The 23,444-nt window shown below is 47.1% G+C and carries 20 protein-coding genes, 2 tRNA genes, 1 pseudogene and 1 riboswitch; of the genes and pseudogenes, 15 read left to right on the top strand and 8 right to left on the bottom strand.

The features are described from left to right. The first annotated feature begins 414 nt into the window (after positions 1-414). Positions 415-1,785, top strand: coding sequence for a threonine synthase (thrC, locus tag GXO76_03585; protein NOY76936.1), 1,371 nt, complete (start codon positions 415-417; stop codon positions 1,783-1,785). Positions 1,786-1,938: 153 nt separating this feature from the next. On the opposite strand, the gene GXO76_03590 is transcribed toward thrC, so the two are convergent. From GXO76_03590 to fba, 8 genes and pseudogenes are all read right to left on the bottom strand, one after another. After that, the gene (locus tag GXO76_03590; GenBank protein NOY76937.1) at positions 1,939-3,576 is read right to left on the bottom strand and encodes an NAD(P)/FAD-dependent oxidoreductase; all 1,638 of its coding nucleotides are present in this window, start codon (positions 3,574-3,576) and stop codon (positions 1,939-1,941) included. Between the two features lie 68 nt (positions 3,577-3,644). Continuing rightward, positions 3,645-4,472, bottom strand: a complete 828-nt coding sequence (locus GXO76_03595) for a hypothetical protein (protein NOY76938.1) — start codon at positions 4,470-4,472, stop codon at positions 3,645-3,647. A gap of 15 nt (positions 4,473-4,487) precedes the next feature. Further along, complete coding sequence (locus GXO76_03600; GenBank protein NOY76939.1) at positions 4,488-5,195, bottom strand: rhomboid family intramembrane serine protease; 708 nt, start codon at positions 5,193-5,195, stop codon at positions 4,488-4,490. A 12-nt stretch (positions 5,196-5,207) separates the two neighbouring features. Next, on the bottom strand, positions 5,208-6,059 hold the full coding sequence (locus tag GXO76_03605; GenBank protein NOY76940.1) for a hypothetical protein: 852 nt from the start codon (positions 6,057-6,059) through the stop codon (positions 5,208-5,210). A 9-nt stretch (positions 6,060-6,068) separates the two neighbouring features. Continuing rightward, on the bottom strand, positions 6,069-6,218 hold the full coding sequence (locus GXO76_03610) for a hypothetical protein (protein NOY76941.1): 150 nt from the start codon (positions 6,216-6,218) through the stop codon (positions 6,069-6,071). A 55-nt stretch (positions 6,219-6,273) separates the two neighbouring features. Continuing rightward, positions 6,274-6,393: pseudogene (locus tag GXO76_03615) on the bottom strand (dinitrogenase iron-molybdenum cofactor). A 405-nt stretch (positions 6,394-6,798) separates the two neighbouring features. Then, complete coding sequence (locus GXO76_03620; protein ID NOY76942.1) at positions 6,799-7,743, bottom strand: radical SAM protein; 945 nt, start codon at positions 7,741-7,743, stop codon at positions 6,799-6,801. A gap of 74 nt (positions 7,744-7,817) precedes the next feature. Further along, positions 7,818-8,741, bottom strand: a complete 924-nt coding sequence (fba, locus tag GXO76_03625; GenBank protein ID NOY76943.1) for a class II fructose-1,6-bisphosphate aldolase — start codon at positions 8,739-8,741, stop codon at positions 7,818-7,820. A 304-nt stretch (positions 8,742-9,045) separates the two neighbouring features. On the opposite strand from fba, the gene GXO76_03630 reads away from it, so the two are divergent. The 14 genes from GXO76_03630 to GXO76_03695 form a co-directional block, all read left to right on the top strand. Then, the gene (locus tag GXO76_03630) at positions 9,046-10,524 is read left to right on the top strand and encodes a sodium:solute symporter family protein (protein ID NOY76944.1); all 1,479 of its coding nucleotides are present in this window, start codon (positions 9,046-9,048) and stop codon (positions 10,522-10,524) included. A gap of 157 nt (positions 10,525-10,681) precedes the next feature. Further along, positions 10,682-11,335, top strand: a complete 654-nt coding sequence (locus tag GXO76_03635; GenBank protein NOY76945.1) for an outer membrane beta-barrel protein — start codon at positions 10,682-10,684, stop codon at positions 11,333-11,335. Positions 11,336-11,405: 70 nt separating this feature from the next. Next, complete coding sequence (locus GXO76_03640; protein ID NOY76946.1) at positions 11,406-12,257, top strand: rhomboid family intramembrane serine protease; 852 nt, start codon at positions 11,406-11,408, stop codon at positions 12,255-12,257. A 15-nt stretch (positions 12,258-12,272) separates the two neighbouring features. After that, positions 12,273-13,355 carry a CehA/McbA family metallohydrolase gene (locus GXO76_03645; protein ID NOY76947.1) on the top strand — a complete coding sequence of 361 codons (1,083 nt, stop codon included), beginning with the start codon at positions 12,273-12,275 and terminating at the stop codon, positions 13,353-13,355. After that, entirely contained in the window at positions 13,342-14,907 is a 1,566-nt protein-coding gene (locus GXO76_03650; protein ID NOY76948.1) for a hypothetical protein, read from the top strand. Before GXO76_03645 ends, GXO76_03650 begins: the two co-directional genes overlap by 14 nt. 445 nt (positions 14,908-15,352) lie before the next feature. After that, on the top strand, positions 15,353-16,630 hold the full coding sequence (locus tag GXO76_03655) for a Glu/Leu/Phe/Val dehydrogenase (protein NOY76949.1): 1,278 nt from the start codon (positions 15,353-15,355) through the stop codon (positions 16,628-16,630). A gap of 50 nt (positions 16,631-16,680) precedes the next feature. Beyond that, positions 16,681-18,621: a protein translocase subunit SecD gene (gene secD, locus GXO76_03660; GenBank protein NOY76950.1), complete on the top strand. Its 1,941-nt coding sequence runs from the start codon at positions 16,681-16,683 to the stop codon at positions 18,619-18,621. 28 nt (positions 18,622-18,649) lie between these two features. Then, positions 18,650-19,609, top strand: a complete 960-nt coding sequence (gene secF / locus GXO76_03665) for a protein translocase subunit SecF (GenBank protein ID NOY76951.1) — start codon at positions 18,650-18,652, stop codon at positions 19,607-19,609. Between the two features lie 30 nt (positions 19,610-19,639). After that, entirely contained in the window at positions 19,640-19,978 is a 339-nt protein-coding gene (locus tag GXO76_03670; protein ID NOY76952.1) for an STAS domain-containing protein, read from the top strand. Positions 19,979-20,276: 298 nt separating this feature from the next. Beyond that, positions 20,277-21,548: an adenylosuccinate synthase gene (locus tag GXO76_03675; protein ID NOY76953.1), complete on the top strand. Its 1,272-nt coding sequence runs from the start codon at positions 20,277-20,279 to the stop codon at positions 21,546-21,548. A 122-nt stretch (positions 21,549-21,670) separates the two neighbouring features. Beyond that, positions 21,671-21,743 (top strand) — tRNA-Lys (locus tag GXO76_03680). Between the two features lie 157 nt (positions 21,744-21,900). Beyond that, a tRNA-Lys gene (locus GXO76_03685) sits at positions 21,901-21,973 on the top strand. Positions 21,974-22,033: 60 nt separating this feature from the next. Next, positions 22,034-22,294 carry a GIY-YIG nuclease family protein gene (locus GXO76_03690; protein NOY76954.1) on the top strand — a complete coding sequence of 87 codons (261 nt, stop codon included), beginning with the start codon at positions 22,034-22,036 and terminating at the stop codon, positions 22,292-22,294. Between the two features lie 379 nt (positions 22,295-22,673). Continuing rightward, a riboswitch (cyclic di-GMP riboswitch) is annotated at positions 22,674-22,836 on the top strand. Between the two features lie 67 nt (positions 22,837-22,903). Beyond that, the coding region (locus GXO76_03695; GenBank protein NOY76955.1) for a hypothetical protein at positions 22,904-23,444 on the top strand (541 nt) is incomplete at its 3' end.

Consider the following 23,444-nt stretch of genomic DNA (forward strand, 5'->3'; position numbering starts at 1 on the left):
AACACAAAGGCAGAATAAACAAAAAGATAAAAGAATATTCATTGAAACAGAAAGATGGACAAAACGAATTGAGTTTCAAATAGTCAATTATTTTATTTGGTATAGCCTTTATGGTTTAGGGGCTTCGTGGCGAAAATTTATGAAGAATCCAGGTTAAAGAAATTCCAAAAGAAGACGATAGGTTAAAAAGAAAGACAGTGCAGTTAAAACACAAAGAGTTCAGCCAAATATGCCATTTGAGATTTTCACATATTTACCCCCGATTGTAAAAATCCAGTGGAAAGGTCATCACCTTTATTCTGATTTCCTCACTACCAACTCTACATCCGTTTCATTGTAGTTCTTTTCTGGTTGTAATTCCTTTTTTATTCAAAACAGCACAAAAAATTTATTTTCAATAGAGGAGTCTCTATCATGGCATCTCGTATCGTTTATTACAGTACGAATCAGGCATTGTCTCATTCCCGGGGGCAGGTTTCCTTTAAAGAGGCCCTATTAATGGGCCAGGCCCCTGATTTGGGCCTGTTCATGCCCAGCCGTATCCCCCAGGTTTCCATGAATGAATTACGGCGATTGCCGGACATGTCGTATCCGGAAATAGCAGCGCTCATTTTGGGAAAATATCTTCACGGGGACATTTCATCTGACCGGCTCTTTCAGCTGACATCAGAGGCATACGCATTTGATATTCCCATTGAAAAGATGGGAGAGGATCGTTTTTTACTGAGATTGGATCAGGGCCCTACGGCCTCTTTTAAAGATTTTGCGGCTCAAATGCTGGCCCGTTTGATGGGGGCTTTCAAAGATCCGTCGGTCCATTTGAATCTCCTTGTGGCCACGTCCGGCGATACGGGAGGTGCCATCGGACGGGCTTTTCACGGAATTCCCGGGATGGATGTGTACATATTGTACCCGAAGCAGGAAGTGAGTCCGGAGCAGGAGGCTCAGCTTACGTCCATTAATGAAAATGTTTTTGCGGTGGCCGTAGACGGCAAATTCGACGATTGTCAGTCCATGGTAAAGGCCGCGTTTGAGGATTCCGAGCTGGACCGCTTTCACCTGACCTCCGGGAATTCCATCAATATCGGTCGCCTGCTCCCGCAGATGGTGTACTATTTTTATGCCTATTCACGAAGTGTTTCCCCGGGAGAAAAGGTGATATTTTCGATCCCTTCCGGAAATTTTGGCAATGCGATGGGCTGTGAACTGGCGCGCCGAATGGGACTTCCGGTTGAAAAAATTATTATTGCCACCAATGAAAATGACGCCTTTCCCAGATTCCTTCAATCGGGAACGTACAAAAAATTGGCCCATTCCCGGAAATGTCTGTCGAATTCGATGAATGTGGGGCATCCCAGTAATCTGGCCAGACTCTTCGATTTGTACGGGGGGCATGTGGATAAAGACGGTCGTGTGTATCGGGTTCCGGATCTCCGAAAAATGCGGGAATCTATTTTCAGTGTCAGCATTTCCGATGCGGAAACAGTTACGACAATGCGCAGACTTTTGAAGCAAGACAAGATTCTGCTGGAGCCCCACGGGGCCGTTGCCTACGCAGGCCTTGAAAAATATGAGGATCAATCCGGCCACCACCGAAAAATCTCAAAAATTGTGCTGGAAACGGCACATCCGGGGAAGTTTGCGGGTGTGATTCGGGACCATCTGGGATTTGAGCCGGAAATTCCTCCATCGTTGAAGAATGATTCTTTAAAAAATAAGTATGCCGTTTTGCCCAATAATTATGAAATTTTTAAAAATTATTTACTGGAGAACTTAAAGAAATAAGCGGAGTTTTTTTGGGGATTCCGGTTTTCACCACAATAAATTGTGGTGATTGTACAAGGGATTTTGGTATAATTGATCATTTTGAGGCGGTTACAAAATGGCCAATTTGTACGATCACCCTAATTTATTAGGGTGATTTTTTTCGGTTCAAGGCTACCTCTCCTTCCCTTTTTCAATGCGTATGCGCAGGGATTCCGGCCACTGCGACGGATCTTCCGAAGGGTAAATCCGAAGCGGGGGGCCGTTTTGTGTTAAAAGATCCTTTGTGCGGCAGTGCAAGATCTTTTTTGCGGCGGCCAGTCCGGTTGCCGTTACGCCGGCCACACCGTGACTGAGTGTGTTGGCACCACACATGAACAGGCCGTCAATCTCCGTGCGGATGGGAAAAGATCCCGGTCCCACCTGCGAAGGCGATTTTTCGATCCCGTACAAACTGCCGCGCGTGCTGTTGATGTAAAATTCATTGGTAAGCGGTGAGGCCAGGTTCCAGAAAACAACGTGATCACTTAATCCCGGAATGCGTTTGTCCAGGGCACGAAACATGCGCCGGGCCAGGGTTTCCTTCAGGGCCTGATAATCGCTTGAGCGGGCGCCCGATTTTTCTCCGGCCCATTTTTGGAAAGCGTCGTAGCCGACAAACGTAAACGCTTCACAGGTGTGATGGCCGTGGTGCATTTTTGAGGGATCCTTTAATGTGGTAACCGTCAAAAAAACAGATTTCGGCATCTCGGCCTTCAACGCGTAATCGGTTAATCCCAGTTTGTAAATCTCATCCACATTTTCATTTTCATAATACCAGCAATTTCCCGAGTCCAGGCCGGCTGCCCGAAGGTCCATGTCCACGGCAAAAAACAGGCTCAGCGACGATGTTGAATAGGTTACGCGATCCAGTTTCCGCCTCAGCTTTGGGCTGATGTGTTCCCGTCCCACCATTTTGCCGAAAGTCACCTCGGGATCGGCGTTGCTGATGACAAAGCGGGAACGGATTTCTGTTCCGTCAGAGAGGCGTACCCCAATGACGCGGCGGTTTTCCAGAAGGATTTTTTCCACAGGGGATTTGAGCCGGATTTCTCCGCCTGCCTGGGTGAGTGCCCGTACAAATGCTTTTGGAATGGCAAAACCCCCGCCCTTTGGATAATATCCCCCATTGAAGTAATGCGCGGTAATTCCCGCATGAACGAATGCTGAAACCCGCGACGGAGGCAGACCGTGATCGCCCGATTGTCCGGACAGAACACCCTTTAATACGGGATCCGAAACATGTGCGTCAATCAAATCCTGTCCGGTTTTTCGGCTCCATTTAAAGATTGAAAGCAAGCCGCCTGCTGATTTTAGGGCCTCTGCCGGACCGTGAATATTTCCCAGACGGTTGATGTTTTTCATGAGCCCGGAAATGGTTTCAAAGTAGGTATCAATCCCCTTTGCGTCGTGGGGGAAACGCGACTTTAATCGTTCTATGAGGTTTTCTTTTCCTTTGGGCAGATCAAAACGTTCCTTTCCCAAAAAAATGTGGTCGTAGCCTTCCGGATTCAGTTCCAAAAAAATCAAATCCTTGGAAACGCCGAGCCCTTCGTAAATGGCGCGCAGAAACCCGTCGGCTTCCAGATCGCCGATGTAATGCACACCCGGGCTGAACCGGTATCCGTTGAGTGTAAAAGAATGGGTCCAGCCCCCGGGGACTTCGTGCTGTTCGCACACAAGTACCCTTAATCCGGCTTGCGCCAGTGGGACGGCTGCTGCCAACCCGCCTGCGCCGGAGCCAATCACAATAACGTCGTAATCGGTAGTCATAAGGATGCCTCCCAATTAGGGATGAAAAAAGACAGGGAGCGTGCTTGCGACGGCTCCCTTTTTGGGCCCTACGTTGTCTGATCGTGATAGGGAATAGGAATATATTGAACCGACGGACGGTTCAATCCCGACTGGGGGAAGAGGTTCATGAACTGATACACCTCCTGGGGCAGATCGGTGCGAACGGGAAGACCCAGTTCCCGGGCGATTTTCACGGTAATCGGATAATCGTGGGTCCATCGGCCTTCCGAAAGAGTTTGGGCCAGAACTTTTGCTTTAGCTTCCGGCATTTTGCCTTTAAGGCAGGACATGACAAATTCCCTGACCTGTTTCATGGCCTTTCGGGCCTGATCGGCCAAAATAAGCGTTTTATCGTCCAATTTTTCAGTTGATTTTTTCTGGACGACCTTTAGAATAGAGGCCGCCGGGGATTGTCCCAATTGTGGATCAACCGGCCCGAGGACGGCGTTTTCATCCATTAGGATTTCGTCCGCTGCCAGAGCAAGCAGGGTACCGCCTGACATGGCATAGTGGGGAATCATGACCGTCACCTTTGCCGGATGTTTCAGCATGGCCGTTGCAATTTGTTCCGTGGCCAGAACCAATCCCCCGGGCGTGTGCAAAATCAGATCGATTGGCATATCCTTGGGTGTAAGCCGGATCGCCCGCAAAATCTGTTCGGAATCCTCAATGCTGATGTATTTGATGATCGGAAATCCGATAAAGCTCATGGATTCCTGTCGGTGGATGAGCGAAATGACACGGGACCCGCGCTTTTTTTCCATCTTTTTTAAAAAATTCATTCGGGTTTTGGTTATCAGGTATTTTTGATACCAGGGAATTAAGAGTGACAGAATAAATAATAACCAGAAAAGATTTGCCAATGGGTCTTTCATGGAATTTCCTCCAAATTACCAGGGTAAATATTCGTCAACAAATGCGGGACGCCGCTTTTCTTTGAAAAACCAGACCAGGATTAAACCGGTTGCGAAACCGCCGATGTGTGCAAAATAGGCAACCCCGCCTGTGGCCATGTGAGCGGCCGGCAATGCGACCAGTCCGTACACCAGCTGCAAGGCAAACCAAAAAAGAATAAAGATGAAGGCCGGAATCTCAATAATATCGATGAAAATAATGATAATAAGCAGGGTCAGAATTTTGGCCCGGGGGTACATTAACAGATAGGCGGCCATGACACCGGCAATGGCTCCGCTTGCCCCGATGTTGGGAATGGTAGAGGCCGGATTCACGGCATATTGGGTCATCGTTGCGGCCACTCCGCACAGAAGGTAAAAGATCAGATAGCGACCATGCCCCATGGCGTCTTCCACGTTATCCCCGAAAATCCACAGAAACCACATGTTTCCGATAATATGCAGCCACCCCCCGTGGAGGAACATGGCCGTAAAAATGGGGATAATGCGCCCGAAAAACGGGTCCATTCCGAAAGCGGCGGGATGGGTAAAATGCGCAGGGACAAATCCGTAAACCTGAAGAAAATTTTGTATGGCCGGGCCAAGTGACACTTCAATGAAAAATGCCCAAACGTTGACCATGATGATCAAAAAATTAACAATAGGAAAATGTCTGGACGGAATGGTGTCTTTTAGTGGAATCACAAATACGCTCTCCTATTTTTGTTGTTGACTGGAGCCATTGGGATTTCCGGGACGTCTGTAGGGCAGCGGAATATATTGAACGGAAGTTTTTTGCTGACCGGGCTGCGGGTACAAATCCATGAGGGCGTAAACCTCTTCCGGCAAGTCGGTGGAGATGTTTAATCCCAATTTTTTGGCTTCTTCTGCCGAAATGGGGTAATCGTGTGTCCAGCGCCCTTCCGTGAGTGTTTGGGCCAGGGTTTTTGCGGCTTTTTTGTCCATTTTATCGATGAGCAGATTTTCCACAAAGTCCCGAATCTGTTTCATAGCCTTTTCACTGACATCGGCCAGGATAAGTGTTTCATCGTCAATATCGTCGTATTTTTTTTGTTCGAGTAATTTCAAGATGGAGGCGGCCGGCTTATCTCCAAGCTGAGGATCAACGGGCCCCAGTACCGCACTTTCGTCCATGATAATTTCATCGGCTGCCAGTGCCAGCAAAGTGCCCCCGGACATGGCATAGTGAGGGACCATAACCGTTACCTTGGCGGGATGATTCTTGATGGCATTGGCAATTTGCTCGGCGGCCAAAACGAGTCCGCCGGGGGTGTGAAGGATCAAATCGATGGGCATGTCCTTTGGGGTCAGACGAATAGCTCGGAGAACCTGTTCGGAATCGTGAATGTCAATATATTTTACCAGGGGGAATCCCAGGAACGCCATGGTTTCCTGACGATGGATCATAGCGATTACCCGGGACTTTCGCTTGTTTTCGAGCTTGTGGAGCATTTTAATGCGGCCGGCTTCGAGCGCCCGCTTCTGAAAAAGCGGAATCAGAGCGGCAAATATAAAAAGCAACCAAAATAAATCTGCAAAAGAACTCATTATTCCTCCTTAAAAATGACGGAAGTACCAGTAACCGAGAACGGCATATAACGTTAAGATAACCCAGCCGCCGCGCAGAAAGAGATTCCACAAACGGCTCCATTTTACGTAAACAACGTACAGTAAAAGTCCCAACAGAATTGATACAATTGTCCACATGGTTTGGACCTCCCTAATCATACTGTTTATTATACGGACTGTTTTCGTTCAGACACTATTTATTCCAACCTTTTCCCCCGCCCAATCCACGGCCACCCCCCAGGCCCCGGCCAAGCCCCCGGCCTCTTCCCATGCCGCGTCCCAGACCCCGACCCAATCCGGGTCCCATGCCGCCTCTGAAAGACTCCCCCTCATGCCCGACGCCGAATCCCCCGCCATCATGCGGGCTGTTTTTCATGGTGGGCTGATCGATGGGCTTTAATTCACCGGATTTTAGCTGTTCGACGGCCTCTTTTACGGTTTTGTTGCGAACCACAAACACCGGAATATGGGCGCGGTTTAACGCTGCAAACGATCCCGGCCCAATGTTTCCGGTAATAATCGCATCAATGTTCATCGCAAGGATGTCCGCAAGTGTGATTTGGTTTTGGCCGTCAACCGCATTGGGGATCGCCCGAAAATCCATGGTTTCCACATCTATTAAAATGAAATATTTGGAATGGCCGAAACGCTTTTCTGTTTTTCCATCCAGGGTTGGTTCGCTTGATGTCACCAGTACTTTTTTCATGGGGATGCTCCTTTAATCAACCAGCTCTGCTTCGGAAGGAATCTTAAAATACGTTTTTCCTTCAAATTGAATTCTTTGTAAGCGCCTGTCTTCCTGAAGAAGCTCGAGATATTTGAGCAATTCATCCCTGTGAATGCCCAGGGATTCCTCCATTTCCTCGATTGTACAGGCACGGATTTTCAAAAGCGTAATCAGTGACTCTTCGATTTTTTCACGATACGCCTTATTGGTTTCCCGGTCAAAGGTCGCAATGATTTCCGCCTTTGGGCCAATGATTTGCCGGAGTTTTTGTAATTCCTCTTTGGTTACCGGTTGAGCTCTTCCAAATCCCGGGGGACGAACCACCGTATTCAATTGAACACGATCCGGATTGATCTTTCGAACCGCTTCTGCCAGACGGTAGTACTCCTCTTCCTTATCATTGACATTTTTTACGATGAGGATTTCCAGCCAGATCGGGCCGGAATAGTCTTTACGAAATTGTACAAGGCCTTCCAGAACCCGCTTGAGGGTAAGGCCCTTGACCGGATGGTTAACCTTTCTAAAAATCTCCTCGGAGCCGGCATCCAAAGACGGCATGACCAAATCAGCCGGAAGCAGATCTTCACGGACATCCGGCCGCCACAGAAGGGTTCCATTTGTAATCACGGCAATGGGTGTGTCGGTCATGCGTTTGATTTCTCGAATGAGGTACCCCAATTGGCTGTTCAGGGTGGGCTCGCCCGATCCGGAAAATGTAATAAAATCCAATGGAACATGATTATGTGACAGGTACTCCTGCAGTTCGGAAAGGATGTCCCTGGCGGAAATGTACTCGGCCCGCTCAAGGGTTTTCATGGACGTTTTATCGACTTCACAATAAACGCAATCGAGGGAACACACTTTCTTGGGGATGGGATCGATACCCAGGGAAACTCCCAGCCGCCGTGAGGGAACGGGGCCGAATAAGTGCTTCATAATGCTCCTCAAATCATTTACAGGTGCACAGGCATCAAAAGGGATGCCTGCGCACCGTTGACAGCGGTTGTTTTTCAGGCCTTGTTTGCAGAACCAAACAAGCGAATTCTGTCTTTAACCACGTCTTTCATTTTTTCGCGCGCGGGGCCGATGATTTTTCTGGGATCAAAAACGCCCTTGTTGGTTGTCAGAACTTCTCGCAGAGCAGCCGTAAACGCCAGGCGCAAGTCCGTGTCTGTATTGACTTTGTTGATACCGTACCTGATGGCCTCTTTTAATTCATCCGCGGGAAGACCCTTGGCGCCCTTAATGTCGCCGCCGTATTGATTAATGGTATCCAAAAGGTGCTGTGGAACGCCGGAAGCGCCGTGAAGGACCAGAGGAATGCCGGTTTTTTCCTTCACTTTCTTCAGGCGATCGAAATCCAGTTTGGCTTCTCCCTTAAATTTAAATGCTCCGTGAGAGGTGCCGATCGCCGGGGCCAGAAAATCGACGTGGGTGAGTTCAACAAATCTTTCGGCTTCGTCGGGATCAACCAGAATGGCATCTCGTTCGGAAACGGATATTTGGTCTTCAATGCCCTGCAGCCGCCCTAATTCAGCTTCTACCGATACGCCCATCGGGTGTGCGATGTCTACAATTTGTTTGGTTAATCGAACATTTTCGTCAAAGGGTTTTGACGATGCGTCAATCATCACAGAGGTAAATCCGCCCCGCAGGCATTGCATGATCACATCAAAATGGGTGCCGTGATCCAGGTGGAGCGCAATGGGAATGGATGTTTGCGCCGCCGCCGTGCGAACCAGACTAACCAGATAATCCAGTCCGGCGTATTTGATCGCGCCTTCGCTGGCCGCAATTATTACAGGCGATTTTTCCTCCTCTGCCGCCTCAATAATAGCCTGCAGAATTTCCATATTATTAATATTAAAGGCCCCAACCGCATAACCGCCTTTGTTTGCGGCATCCAACACAACCTTTCCAGAAACCAGACTCATGGCGGAAACTCCTTTCCTCTTTCGGTTCAATCGTTTTGTTTTAGTCCATCTAAAATTACAAAATCTCTTGTTTAAATTCAAGTTAATTTTATTTTTCCAAAGAGATTTTGCCCCTCACCCCGACAAATAATGGCGACGGCTCACATTTGGGGTGTTTGGGCGATCGGTTTTTTGGGGGGCCGCTCAAATCCCTGAACAGTCGCCGTAAAGTATCAGCGAGGACGATTACGGATACTCAAAAAAACCTTGATGTTTGCCTCGAAGTTCTCTAAATTTTAAATCAATTGAGAAAGGAAACGGCAGAGTGGAAAACCGTGTGTACTATTGGATTGGGTTTCTGGGTTACAGTATTCTGGTTGTAGCCGTCGGATTTTATGTTTATTGGAAGGAAAAACAGGCCGGACAAACGTACGACAATCGGGCGTTCTGGACGGCTAACCAGCAATTATCCGGATATTCCATTGGACTGTCTATTTCGGCCAGCATGATGTCCGTGAGCTGGTCCTGTGTGTACGATGTGCAGCTTTTTTATTGGTACGGATGGGGCGGGTTGTGGCTGCTGGCGATCCCCTGGCTGATTACAATGGGTGGCTTCTTTTTCTTTTCACCTCTCTTTCGCCGATTACGGGTGTTTTCTCAACCGGAACTTCTGGAACGCCGTTTCGGGGCACGGGCACGTCAATTACTGGCCCCTGTGCTGATTCTTGTGTTTATCACGTGGGCCGGCGCTGAAATCTACGCGGCCGGAATTTTAATTGCACCCTTTTTGGGACTATCCCTTCCGTGGATGCTTTTCCTCATTGCACTGGTTGTGGCTCTTTATTCATTTGCCGGGGGATTTGAGGCAGTGGTTTCAACGGATAAAATCCAGTTTGCAATTGTGGCCGTTTTTGTGGCGGTCTCGGCGTACGTGGGCGTAAACGCAGCTGCCCGGCAGGCCGGCAATTTTTGGGGATTTCTTTCGGCTCTCCCCACACCTCCCAAAGCCAACCCGAATTTTCTGCAGGCGTTTTCTCCGGGACTGGCGCTTATCGGACTGACGTTTTTAGCCTATTTGCCGGGCTGGCTGGTAGAAACCGACGTTTGGGTGCGCCTGCAGGCGGCCTCCAGCAACAACCAGGCCCGTAAAGGAATCGGGGTAGCTGCTTTGAATTCCTTTTTATTTGTGGGTGTTTTTCCCCTGCTGATTGGCCTTTCGGCACTCTACTTGTACCCGCCTCTGGGGGCACACATCCCGGATAAACTTCAAGACGGAGCCCTCATTTTTACGGTTCTTTTGCAGGATTTTGCCCCGACGTGGTTGAGTCTGGTGCTGAGTATCGGCCTCATTGCGGCCGCCATGTCCACAGTGGACACCTGCGGGAATGTGGTGGCGCTTTCTCTTTCTTACGATCTGTTGGAACCGGCTCTTCGGGAAAAATGGTCGGCTCAAAAACTCAACCGCTTGGCCCGCTGGATGTCGGTGTTTGCTATTGGCCTCGCCTTCATTTATGCCCTGTTCACAAACTCCCTCTGGGATATTTTTTATCTGTCTTCCGGGCTGCTGACCACCACCATTTTTTTCCCTGTAATCGGTGCTTTTTTAAAAGATACGACAAAATTGCAGATTCATCTGTCCACCGGTCTGGGTTTTCTGGGAACTCTGGGCGGCTATTCTCTGGAAAAAGCCCATATTTTACAGGTTGTGGAACCGGATTGGCTGGCCCAGACAGGGCTGGGGTACATTCTTTTGGGTTTTTTCCTGAGTGCCGTTGGTTTTGTTCTGGGGAGAATCAGAAAATAAATGAAGCCTGCCCCTTCCGCAGCTCCCATCGGGAACCGCTGAAAATCAAATAAAACAAATACGCTTGTTTGGACATTCCGCTTGATTTTTAGTCAAAAAAATGATAATGTAATAGTATGTGCGATTTCATCTCAAATCGAATTGAAGGAGACGAATCATGAAGCGACTGAGCATTCTGTTGACAGCCATTTTTCTGCTGGCTTTGGTAGAAGGCGCATCCGCATTTGGACGGTACAATAATGGGCGCGTCACGATTGTTAAACTGGGATATTTTGCGCCGAAGGATGTCAAACCCGGTTTTATGGGCTCGCTGACGCTGGGAAGCGCCGTTGACGAAAATGTGGACGTGGGCGTGTCTATCGGCTATTTCTCCCGATCGTACAAAAAAAATCAGGTCGTAGCTGAAGAAGTTTCTGCGGGCGGCGTTGTTCAAAAAACCATCCAGCAAACCCTGGATTTTTCCACAAAAGCCATTCCGATTTTGGCCACAATTATGGTGAAGTTTAGCTCGAGGATGCCGTTCACCTTTTTTCTTGGAGGCGGGCTGGGATATGAACTGCTGTTGAATAACGAAACAAACTATGAACAAAATATTTCAGAAAAACGTTATTACCATGGATTCGGATGGCAATTGCAGGGCGGTGCCATGTATCGGATTGGCCGGCGATCCTGGTTTTTTGGTGAGATTTTTTACAACAGTGCCACGCCCAGCCGAAACAAATCCAAGGATTCCAAAGGGTTGCCCACGTGGGAACAGGTCGATTTTTCGGGCATTGGGGCGCGTCTCGGATTCCGTTTGGGGGGATATTAAAACAGGCCGTGTGTTTCAGGGAATGAGACTTTTTGCTTCATATTTTTAAGTAACTGGCGATAATAAAATTATGAGTTATTATTCTGAACAAACCTTTCAATTCGGATTGGGTGCCCGTTTAACCCCGGGGGTCAAGTATCTCCTAATTGCCACGTCGGCCGTGTACCTGCTTCAACTGATTTTCTGGCAGCCGATGATCCATTGGTTTGCTCTGAATCCAAAAATGATCTTGCAGTCCTTCGCGATCTGGCAATTTTTCACCTATATGTTCCTGCACGGCAATTTTCTGCATATTTTGTTCAACCTCTTCGTTCTGTGGATTTTTGGAGCGGAAGTAGAAGAGGCCTGGGGAACCAAACCCTTTCTGAAATACTATTTCATTACGGGTGTCGGAGCCGGTGTGATTGACTTCCTGGTCAATTTGATTTTTGGCATGCACGTGATTACGGTTGGGGCCTCCGGTGCGATTTACGGGCTCATTATCGCCTTTGCACTGATCTTTCCCGAACGATACATTACCCTGCTTGTTTTATTTGTGCTGCCCGTTACCATGAAAGCCACACACATGGCGGCCATTATGGCCTTGATTTCTGTTTTTGCGGGTGTTTCAAATCTGTTTGGCGTGGGAGACGGCGTAGCGCATTTTGCCCATCTTGGCGGGATGCTGGTCGGATACCTTTATTTGAAAACGGATTTACGCCGAACACTTTTTAAGGATACGCTCAAACGCCCCATGAAACTGCATCGGGTAAAAAAAGACATTAAAAATATACACAAACTAAAAACAATCGAACAACAGGTGGATGAAATTCTGGACAAGATTAATGAAGTCGGTTATGATGGATTAACCAGCGAAGAGAAAAGGATTCTGAAGCGGGCAAGCAATCATTTTTCACGAGATAAGGACAAGGGTGACCAATAAGGGGAAAGATCTTCCGTGACCAAGAAAAACAAACGTGTTGAATTTTTCGACTACAGGGGAGCCATTCACATTCATACCCATTATTCGGATGGTTCCGGAAATTTAAAGAAGGTCATAAAATCAGGATTGAAAACGTACCTTGATTTTTTGATCATCAGCGACCACGATACGCTGGCGCCGAAAGAAGAGGGGGCAGAAGGCTGGTACGACAATCTTTTGCTGGTTTTGGTGGGGGAAGAAGTCTCTTTTGGCAACGAACACGTATTGGCTCTGAATATTAATAATCCTATTCCAAAAGATGAAAAGCCCGAAGCCGGTGTTCAGGCCATTCACAAACAGAAGGGCCTGAGTTTTATTGTCCATCCCCATGGAAAATATCATATTGGTATTTTTCGCAAGAATTACGAATGGAATCACTGGCATCTGGATCGCTGCGACGGGATCGAGGTGTGGTCGTACATGTTCGATTGGATTGCAAAGGTCAGCCTGTTGAAGTTGCCCTTTTATTTCCTGTTTCCACACAAGGCCATTACGGGCCCGTTCAGCGAAACTCTGTTAAGGTGGGATCAGATCGGCCGGCACCGCAGAATTGCCGGAATCGGCGGATTGGATGTACATGCCAGGGGGATTTGGCCTGTGGTTGTTTTCTCTTACAAACGCACGTTTCAGACCGTGCTGACGCATGTCATTCTGGAGCAGCCGTTCACCAAAACATTTGAGCGGGATTCTGCCCTTATTTACGATGCTCTCAGAGAAGGGCATGCCTATATTGCGTACGAAAAAATGGGGGACCCCCGGGGATTTAAATTTACACTGGAAGGCCCCATAAATTTCGCCATTATGGGAGATGAAGTGTTCTTTGATCCGGAAGATGTGCTAACGGTGGAACTTCCGCAAAAGGCACAGGTTCGCATTTTAAGAAATGGCAAGCCGGTTATGGTTGGTTTTTCGGATGGATTAACCTTCCAAATTCGTGAGGCAGGTGTCTACCGCGTAGATGCCTATCGCGAGGGGAAACCCTGGATACTCTCTAATCCAATTTATGTAAGAAGCGTGACTGAAGGAGAAGATGAAATAGAGATCGATGAAGCGTATTAGCATAAACACGGCTCGTTTGATCCTGCTGACAGGAATCTATTTTTTCTTTTCTCTGGCAGGAAATCTATTTTCTTTTCAGGATGCGACATTGAAGATCAATGTGGAAGGGGAAAAAAGCTTCAGTACCGTGCTGGATTGCCGGGTTGAAGGGAAATTGTATTATGTCCCTGTTCGAAAGTTGGCGGATGTTCTGGAAGCCCGGACCTATTATAACAATCTTGCCAAAAAAATTGTCCTGTATCTGGGGGATCACAAAATAAAGGTTACCGCCCTTAACCCATTTATTGTAATCGATTCTCAGGTGTATCAAATGCCTGTGGCCACCCTTTACGATGAAAGCGGCATCTGGGTGCCGGTACGATCGTTTGTTGCCTTGCTGGGGACTTACTATTCTCAAGAATTTCAATTCGATCCCAAAAACATTCAGCTCAATATTCTTCAGGAAACCCACAATATTGCCCGGATTCAGGTGGAAGAAAAGGTGAATGGGACCCTGATTCGCATTATGACCCTGAAGAAGTTTAATTCCTCCAGCATTGCCACCCGTATTTCACAAAAATGGCTTTATGTGGATATTTACGGGGGTACGGTGGATACCACACGGCTGCGGATGTCGCCCAAAACGGGTGTGGTCCGGCGGGTCATTCCCCTTCAATTTGAAGAATCGGCTCAGCTCTCATTTCAATTGACCCGACGCATTGAAAAAAAAGATGTGTCTCTGCAAATCGGGGATCGGGAAATACTGGTTTCCATTCGGACATCCAAAAAGATTCCCAAAAATATATTGTTGGATCTGGAAAACGAAAAGAAAAAGTGGAAAATCGACAAAATTATTATCGATCCGGGTCACGGCGGGAAGGATCCCGGTGCCATCGGGCGCGGTGGATTGAAGGAGAAGGATGTGGTTCTGGATATCGGATTGCGTCTCAGGAGGCTTCTCCGGAAGCGGATGCACGTAAAGGTGCTCATGACGCGGGACACGGATCGGTTTGTTGAGCTGCGCGAGCGGTCGGCCTTTGCCAACCGGCATGGAGGAAAATTATTTATCAGTATTCACGCCAATTCAAACCCCAGGCGTTCGGTGCGGGGATTTACCACCTATTGTCTGGGGCCTGCGCGTTCGGATGAGGACCGCGCCATTGCCAAGGAAGAAAACTCCGTGATTAAGTATGAAGATACCTGGGCCGGATACGGTGATTTAACCAACGAGAATTTTATTCTGCTTTCCATTGCCCAGAACTCCTTTAATCAGGAAAGCCAGAATTTGGCCGCGATGATCCAAAAAGCGGCCCGCAAGTATCTGCACACGCGGGACCGCGGTGTACGACAAGCAGGATATTTGGTTCTTGTGGGAACGACGATGCCCAAAATCCTGGTAGAAACCGGATTTATTTCGAATCGAAAAGAAGAAAGGCTGCTGCGTTCTGCGAGATACCGGCAAAAAGTGGCGGAAGCCATTTATGAGGGGGTGAAAAGTTTCCGCGAGAAAGAGGAAAAAATCGTCGAATCAGACAATTCGATGAGCCAGCTTTTTCCGGAAAACACGAAGTAGGATGATTCCTGCAAACAAAAATTTGCGGCTATTCCGCTTAACCCTGCCGGACATAGTGTTTAATGGAGTAAAGCCTCTGAATGAAATCTTTCCAACCCCTTTTCTTTTCTGCCATCCTTTTCTTCCCAGTGGTTCTCAGCGTTTCGTTTTCCACAAGAGTGCGTTCACGCTGAAAACCGCAGATCACATGGATCGAACGAATCTTATTCAATAAACGCACTTCGGGGAAATTCGTGGGAAAAACCCTTTTTGGAACAGATTCATCGCTGATTTTCTTCAAAAACAAAATTTCTGAATTTATTGCCGGGCATTATCTTTATTTTCTTTAAACAACTTAAAATAGTCCTTGCAAAAAATGCAAAAAGATTTTATATTTACTGGTTGTCAATCGTTTTTTTGTTACCGCTATTAAAAACTGCTTTTTAAATATGGTTTTGGAGGGCCAATGGGATATATTGAACCTGGGCCGTTATCGAGGGATGAAGAAAATCCCTTTGAATCTATGAAAAGACGCTTTGAAGTTGCTGCTCATTATTTGAGTCTGGAGTCCGGGATATACGATTATTTGATTGCCCCGGAGAAGCAGGTCATTATTACGGTTCCCATTCAAATGGACGACGGGACCATTCAGGTTTTCGAGGGCTACCGTGTGATTCACAGTACAGCACTGGGCCCTTCAAAAGGGGGCATTCGCTATGCGCCCGATGTTAATCTGGACGAAATAAAAGCCCTGGCGGCCTGGATGACGTGGAAATGCGCGGTCGTAAACATCCCGTTTGGTGGTGCGAAAGGGGGCATTAAATGCGACCCCAATGACCTTACACCGGTTCAACTTGAAAAAATCACCCGTCGTTACACAGCCAATTTGCTGGAAATATTTGGGCCGGAAAAAGATGTACCGGCTCCGGATGTGAATACGAATGCACAAATCATGGCCTGGATTATGGACACCTACTCCATGCATGCTCAGAAAACCCAGACCGCCGTTGTTACGGGCAAGCCCCTTTTCCTGGGAGGGAGCAGAGGGCGCCGGGAAGCGACCGGCCGCGGTGTGATGTTTGTGACAATGCGGGTTATGGAAAAGAAGGGAATTGATCCCCGGGGGTCCAAAGTCATCGTACAGGGTTTCGGAAATGTGGGGTCCGTGAGCGCCCGGCTTTTGCACGAACAGGGATGCCGTATTGTTGGAATTAGCGATGTTTCGGGTGGTTTTTACAATCCCAAAGGGATTGATATTGACGCAGCCATTACCTATTTGGAAACCCATAAAACGCTTCAGGGATTTGAAGGGGGGGATCGTTTGGATGGAATGGAGCTGCTGGAACAGGAGTGTGATATTTTGGTTCCTGCAGCCCGTGAAGATCAAATCACAAGCCGCAATGCGCACCGCATCAAAGCCAAAATCGTGGTCGAGGGTGCAAATGGTCCGACAACGGCAAAGGCCGATAAAATTCTGGAAGATCGCGGGGTTCTGGTTGTGCCCGATATTCTGGCCAATGCGGGCGGCGTAACCGTATCGTATTTTGAATGGGTTCAAAATAGAATGGGCTATTTTTGGTCAGAAGAAGATGTAAATTCCCGGCTCAAACGCATCATGGAAGAGAGCTTCGATGAGGTTTACAACAACGCCAATAAGCACAATGTTAGCCTTCGAATCGGTGCATATATTCTGGGTGTGGATCGTGTGGCAAAGGTTGTCCGGATGCGGGGCATTTACGCATAATCACTTTTAATGGGTTAAAAAGATAGAGTACGAAGGAGGCATTTAAACGAATGAAAAGAAAATTTTGGATACGCGTGATCATTATTTTTGTTGCAGTTGCGTGGTCTCTATGGCAGCTTTACCCCACTTATAAAGTTCACAACCTCAGTGCAAAAGAGGCTGAAAAATTAAGACTTTCCGGAAAACTGGATAAACTGCAATCAAAAACAATCAAATTGGGTCTTGATTTGCAGGGAGGAATGTACCTCGTCCTGGAAGTGGATTTGCAGCAGCTGCTGGTTAACCTGGCCAAGCACAAAGATGACACATTTTACAAAGTCATGAACGAGGTGAACAAGACCATAAATGAGAATCCCGACCTGGACTATTTTACCGTCTTGCAGCAAACATTTCGCAAACATAAACTGCGCCTTAATCAGTATTTTGGAAAGGTTACCCAAACGGATCAACAGGTTATTGCCGATCTTCAAAAACAGGCGGATGATGCTGTGGACCGGTCTCTCGAAATTCTCCGTAACCGGGTGGATCAATTCGGCGTATCTGAACCCAATATTCAGAAGCGCGGAAACCGGAGAATTGTAATTGAATTGCCCGGTATTCAGGATATTGATCGCGCAAAGCGGCTGATTGGTGAAACAGCTCTTTTGGAATTCAAGCTTCTAAAAGACCCCGATGTAACAACCGAGGTTTTGAAAAGAATCGATGAAAAACTGAAGGAACTCCAGGAGGCCAAAGGAAAGGCCGCCCTGCCTGAAAAGAAAAAAAGCAAGGCGTCCGTAAAAAAGAAAATGAAATCAACCGCTGCCGATACCAGTACTAAAAAGGTGATTACGCAAAAGGATATTTTTGGAGCAACGGAAGCGGCAAAGGATACATCTGCACAGAAAGATACCACCGGGTTGGAGGTGAACCAGGAACTTTTTAATGAGCATCCGTTCCTCTCGCTGTTAAGGGATTTCAGAAGTCACGGCGGAGAGATTGCCGTTCCTGAGAAAAATAAATATGCTGTTCAGAAAATTTTGAATATGCCGGAAATTAAAAAGATCATTCCGTCGGATGTGGAATTTGTTTGGGCCAGTAAGCCGATTCCTGTAGGGAATGAAAATTATTACGAACTCTATTTGTTGAACAAGGAACCCGAATTAACCGGAAAATATGTGGTGGATGCCGGGGTTCAGATTGGGAGTGGAAGCAGCTTTACATCGGCAGGCAAGCCCATTGTGACCCTAAAGATGAATTCGGAGGGGGCCAAGATATTTGCACACGTCACCGGGGCAAATATCAATCGGCGTTTGGCCATTGTTCTGGATAATCGTGTTTATTCGGCGCCGGTCATTCGAAGCAAAATTCCAAATGGGAATGCCATTATCGAAGGAATGGGAAATATGGATGAGGCAAAAGATCTGGCCATTGTGTTGCGGGCAGGGGCTTTGCCGGCTCCGGTTAAAATTATTGAGGAACGGACCGTGGGTCCCTCTCTGGGACAGGATTCCATCCGCCAGGGAACATTTTCGGCTATTCTGGGATTTGTCCTGGTAATCCTGTTCATGATTTTTTACTACCGCCTGTCCGGTTTTCTGGCCGATCTTGCACTTCTTTTGAACATGTTGTTTATTATGGCTATCCTGGCCGGCTTCCATTTTACACTTACCCTTCCGGGTATTGCGGGTATTATTCTAACCATTGGTATGGCTGTTGATGCAAATGTTCTGATTTTTGAGCGCATTCGCGAGGAATTGCGCGCCGGAAAAACCATTCGCGCGGCCATTGATTCCGGCTATGGACGGGCGTTTGTTACCATTCTGGATGCCAACCTGACTACATTATTTGCGGCTATTGTTCTTTACCAGTTTGGTACAGGCCCCATTCGGGGTTTTGCCTTAACCCTGTCAATTGGTATTCTCAGTAGTATGTTTACCGCGATTGTGGTTACCCGTGTTGTGTATGATTATATTACGGAGCATTTTACATTAAAAAAGCTGAGCATATAGATTTTAGATACAAAGGAGATTGAGGCAGATGCAGTTTTTTAAGAAACCGAATATTGATTTCATTGGGATTCGGAAATATGGGTACATGTTTTCAGGAACCATGATTTTAATTGCACTTGTTTTACTGATTGTTCAGGGACCGAATTACGGAATTGATTTCAAGGGTGGTGTTTCGATGCGGGTGAAATTCGACAGTTCGGTTACTGTAAGAATGGTTCGAAATTCGCTTTCAAAAATCGGCTATGGAAATGCCGAAATTAAGGAAACATCCATTCAAACCGCCAAGGGTACCGAAAAAGAAATGATTATTCAGGTGGAACTGACCAATAAACCGGATGAGATTGCATCCGCAGTTTCGGCTCAGCTTAAGAAGGATTTTCCCAAAGGGCTGGATATCCGGAGCATCGATACGGTTGGCCCTAAAATTGGGGGCGAACTGCGACGGGCCGCCATCTGGGCCGTGTTATTTGCCCTGCTTCTAATTCTGATTTACATTACGCTGCGTTTTGAATTTCGGTTTGCTGTGGGAGCCATTCTCCCGTTGTTTCACGATGTGCTCATCACGCTTGGGTTTTTTCTGATCTTCCGGCTGGAAATATCCCTGGATGTTGTGGCTGCTTTCCTGACGATTGTGGGTTATTCCCTAAATGATACGATCGTCGTTTTTGATCGTATTCGCGAGAATTTAAAAACCCGCCGCCGGGAAACGTTTACGCAAATCATTAATGAAAGCATCAATGAAACCCTGAGCCGGACCGTGATTACATCGTTCACAACATTTTTGGTGATTTTGGTTCTTTTCTTATTCGGCGGTGAAGTCATCCACAATTTTTCCTTTGCCATGTTGGTGGGCGTCGTCATTGGAACCTATTCATCCATTTTTGTTGCGGCACCGCTTTTGGTGGAATGGGAAAATTACGCGCCCCGGCACAAAAAGATTACCGAAGCACGTATCAAAAAGGCACATCGGGCGGCGAAACGGCGCTAAAACGAGCTGTTTTCTATTAAGGAGGATTGAATGGAATTTCGGGAAGAAGAAAACTACGGAATTGTCATTTTTCATTTAGATGGGAAAATGTTGGGTGGCGCTGATGCCAATCTCCTGAACGAACGCATCCACCAATTCCTGGATGAAGGCAAAACACGTTTTATTCTCGATATGGCGAACGTAAATGTGATGACCAGTTCCGGTTTGGGGGTGATTATCAGCGCCCTTACGGCTGTGCGGAATCAAATGGGGGATATTCGATTGGCCAATCTGCCCGAAAAAATTCAACATATTTTGAATATTACGAAGCTGGATCGCGTTTTTGAAATTTACGATACAGTAGAAAGTGCCCAAAACAGTTTTCAATAGGGCGATGGGATCAAGAACTGGCGCATGAGATTAGATTCAATCTAATGGAATACCGGTGGATTGAACATCCAGTATGACTCTGCTTACAAAAGCTCTTTTCCGTAAATTTTTCGGATTGATTTTGTAAGAATGACGTTCGTATTCGTCATAGCTTTTGGAACGCACGCATTTGTAAATGTTCACTATCAGTGCTTGCTTGTTTTATTTCTTCCTGAGAAATCGCCATATACTGTCAGGCATATTATAGAATCGGGCCGCACATGCGACCCGTTTTTTTTGATAGGAAAGGATTGATTCAATGTCGGTACAAATCATTGTAGGTGCTCAGTGGGGTGACGAGGGCAAGGGCAAGGTTGTGGATCTCTTAAGCGAAGGGGCCGATGCGGTAGCCCGTTACCAGGGAGGGGCCAATGCTGGGCATACCGTTGTCATTGGCGGAAAAACCTATATTTTTCACCTAATTCCTTCTGGCATATTGCATGATGGCGTCATCTGCATCATTGGGAATGGGGTGGTTTTTGATCCCGAGGCTTTCGAACGAGAATTGTCTCTCTTGAATGAGAATAACATTCCCTATTCGGGACGGTTGTTTTTAAGCGCCCATGCGCATGTGATTATGCCTTATCACAAATGGCTGGATGCCAATCGGGAAAAGCTTCAAAAATTCCGTATTGGAACAACCGGACGAGGCATTGGGCCCGCCTATGTGGATAAATACGATCGTTTGGGCATTCGCATTATCGATTTGTTTTCTCCACAGGTTCTTCGCGAAAAGATTGAAATGAATCTCTCCCTGAAAAAACCCTTCCTCGGAAATCAACAAATCAATAGAGACGCCATTTTTCGGGATTATTTAAAATACGGACAACGACTGGAACCCTTTGTAGAGGACACGTCTATTCTTTTGAACCGTCTGATTGCTGAAGGAAAAAATGTCTTATTGGAGGGGGCACAGGGCGCCATGTTGGATGTGGATTTCGGAACCTATCCCTTTGTTACGTCGTCGAATCCCATCAGCGGGGGGGCCTGCACGGGATTGGGCGTAGCCCCTACAAAAATTGACCGTGTGCTGGGCGTTGCCAAAGCCTACACCACCCGGGTTGGTGAGGGGCCCTTCCCAACGGAATTCAAGGATGCCATGGCGGATCAAATTCGCAATTTGGGTGGCGAATATGGAGCAACCACCGGGCGGCCTCGCCGGTGCGGCTGGCTGGATCTGGTGGCACTCAAATATGCCGTGCGGATTAACGGGATCGATCAGTTGGCCATCACGAAGCTGGATGTTCTGGATACCCTGGAAGAGTTAAAAATTTGCATTGCGTATGAATGCAATGGAAAAACGTATCAGGAATATCCTCTTTCGCCGGAGGTATTGAAAAACTGCAAACCGGTTTACGAAACGGTATCCGGCTGGAAAGCAGATACATCTCAGGCAAAATGTTTGGACGATTTTCCGAAAAATGCCAAAGCCTATTTGGATGCGATTTCAGCATTTGTGGGAGCAGGTATCCGGCTTGTTTCGGTAGGGGCGGGCCGCGACCAAACGGTACAGATCAATTCGGCCGGGTAGAATCGGGATAATCGCTTTTATAAGGGGGGAACGCACTGGGCGGTATTCGTGCCGAATTTTCACATAATTTTTGTTGACATCTGGTATTAAATTTTGTATATTTACTGTGCTTATTTTTGCGGGGGCCAGTAGCTCAGTCGGTAGAGCAGCGGCCTTTTAAGCCGTTGGTCGGAGGTTCGAATCCTCCCTGGCTCACAATTAAACTGCCCCCTCTCGGGGCTTTTTAAGTTTAAATGGCTCTTTCCGTGAAGGAAACATTGGTTCCGGGAAGAGAAGCGAAGGACCAAGCGCCCCTAGCTTGCATGGCAGAGCAATCCGCCTGAGGCGGATAGGTTCAAGGGGGGAAACAGAAGCGCCCATAGCTCAATTGGCAGAGCAACGGACTCTTAATCCGTAGGTTCAAGGTTCGATTCCTTGTGGGCGCACAAGGAAGAAGCGGAGGCTTCCCCCAAAAGGGAAGCCTTTTTCTGTTTTAGGAGGAAACAATGGACGAGGGATCCTATTGGGTGTACGTGTTGGAATTGGGTAATGGTCGGAGGTATGTGGGACAGACGAACAATCTGGAGCGGCGGTTGGCGGAGCATCGTTCAGGGCGGAGCCGGTTTACGCGGAAGTACGAGGTGGTGAGGGTGTTGTACCGTGAGGAATGCGGGAGTCGGTCAGAGGCCTTGAAGCGGGAGAAGTTTTTGAAGAGTGGAAAAGGTCGGGAGTGGTTAAAGGTTCGCTTGGCAGAGCAATCCGCCTGAGGCGGATAGGTTCAAGGTTCGATTCCTTGTGGGCGCACAAGGAAGAAGCGGAGGCTTCCCCCAAAAGGGAAGCCTCTTTCTGTTTTGGGAGGAAACAATGGACGAGGGATCCTATTGGGTGTACGTGTTGGAATTGGGTAATGGTCGGAGGTATGTGGGACAGACGAACGGATTAAAGAAATTGGATTACTGAAAAATAAAAATAAAATAAAAACTGCATTTTTTGCTTGACAAGTACCTAACAAATCTTTATAATAAGATAACGAATTTCCTCTTCTATCAGGGTTTGGGTTAATTTTCCTCCGATTTCAACATTTACGTCTACAACAGTGTATTTTTTCAATTTTTTAAATAGAATTCCATCGTTTGTCTTCTTTAGAAACGATAAAGGCACACCCAGAGAAATCTGGGGCCGCAAAGCCACGGATCCAACTCAAGCGACCGAGGCGGCATTCGGAATGGGGAAGATGGGGATGATTAGGCGCGGATAGATTCCAGGACGCCATCTGAAAAGAACTTGACAGGACAGCCGGGTTACCGAAATCCAATTGGTGGAGTGTAGGTAACCCGGCTTTTTTGTTTGGATTCACGCTATTATTGGAAAAATAGATGAAAAAACGAAAAACGAAATTTTTTGCAGAAGTTCTTTTTTTACTATTTTGGATTATTCAAATCAAATTAGCTGCCGCCAATACGTTAACGATAGCAGTTGGGAAACAGGGGGGCTATTATGAATTAGTAGGAGAGGCAATTCAAAAAATTATGCAGCGGGGAGAAAATCCTTTTAAAATCAGTTTGGTTTTTACGCAAGGAAGTCAGGAGAATCTCCGATTTTTGGAAGAAAGAAAAGTTGATCTGGCACTATGCGAAAGTAACCTGATTGAGTCGGAAACAAAGAAATTCGGGCGGCATATTTTTTCGGGGGTGTTGGCTATTGGTCAAGAGCCGATACAAATTGTGGTCAATAAAGAACGAAATATATCCGGGATAGAAGGATTGGCTGGCAGACATGTGGCTATAGGAGAACGGCATGGCGCGGCAAGTTTTATTGGTAAAGAGCTGTTTAACTTATTGGAAATAAAAGATGTTGTTCTGGATACAACAATTAATGGAATGGATAAAGCATTCGCCTTAAAAAACGGAAAAGTAG

Source organism: Calditrichota bacterium, from assembly GCA_013151735.1.
In the GTDB taxonomy this organism is placed as follows: Bacteria; Zhuqueibacterota; JdFR-76; order JdFR-76; family BMS3Abin05; genus BMS3Abin05.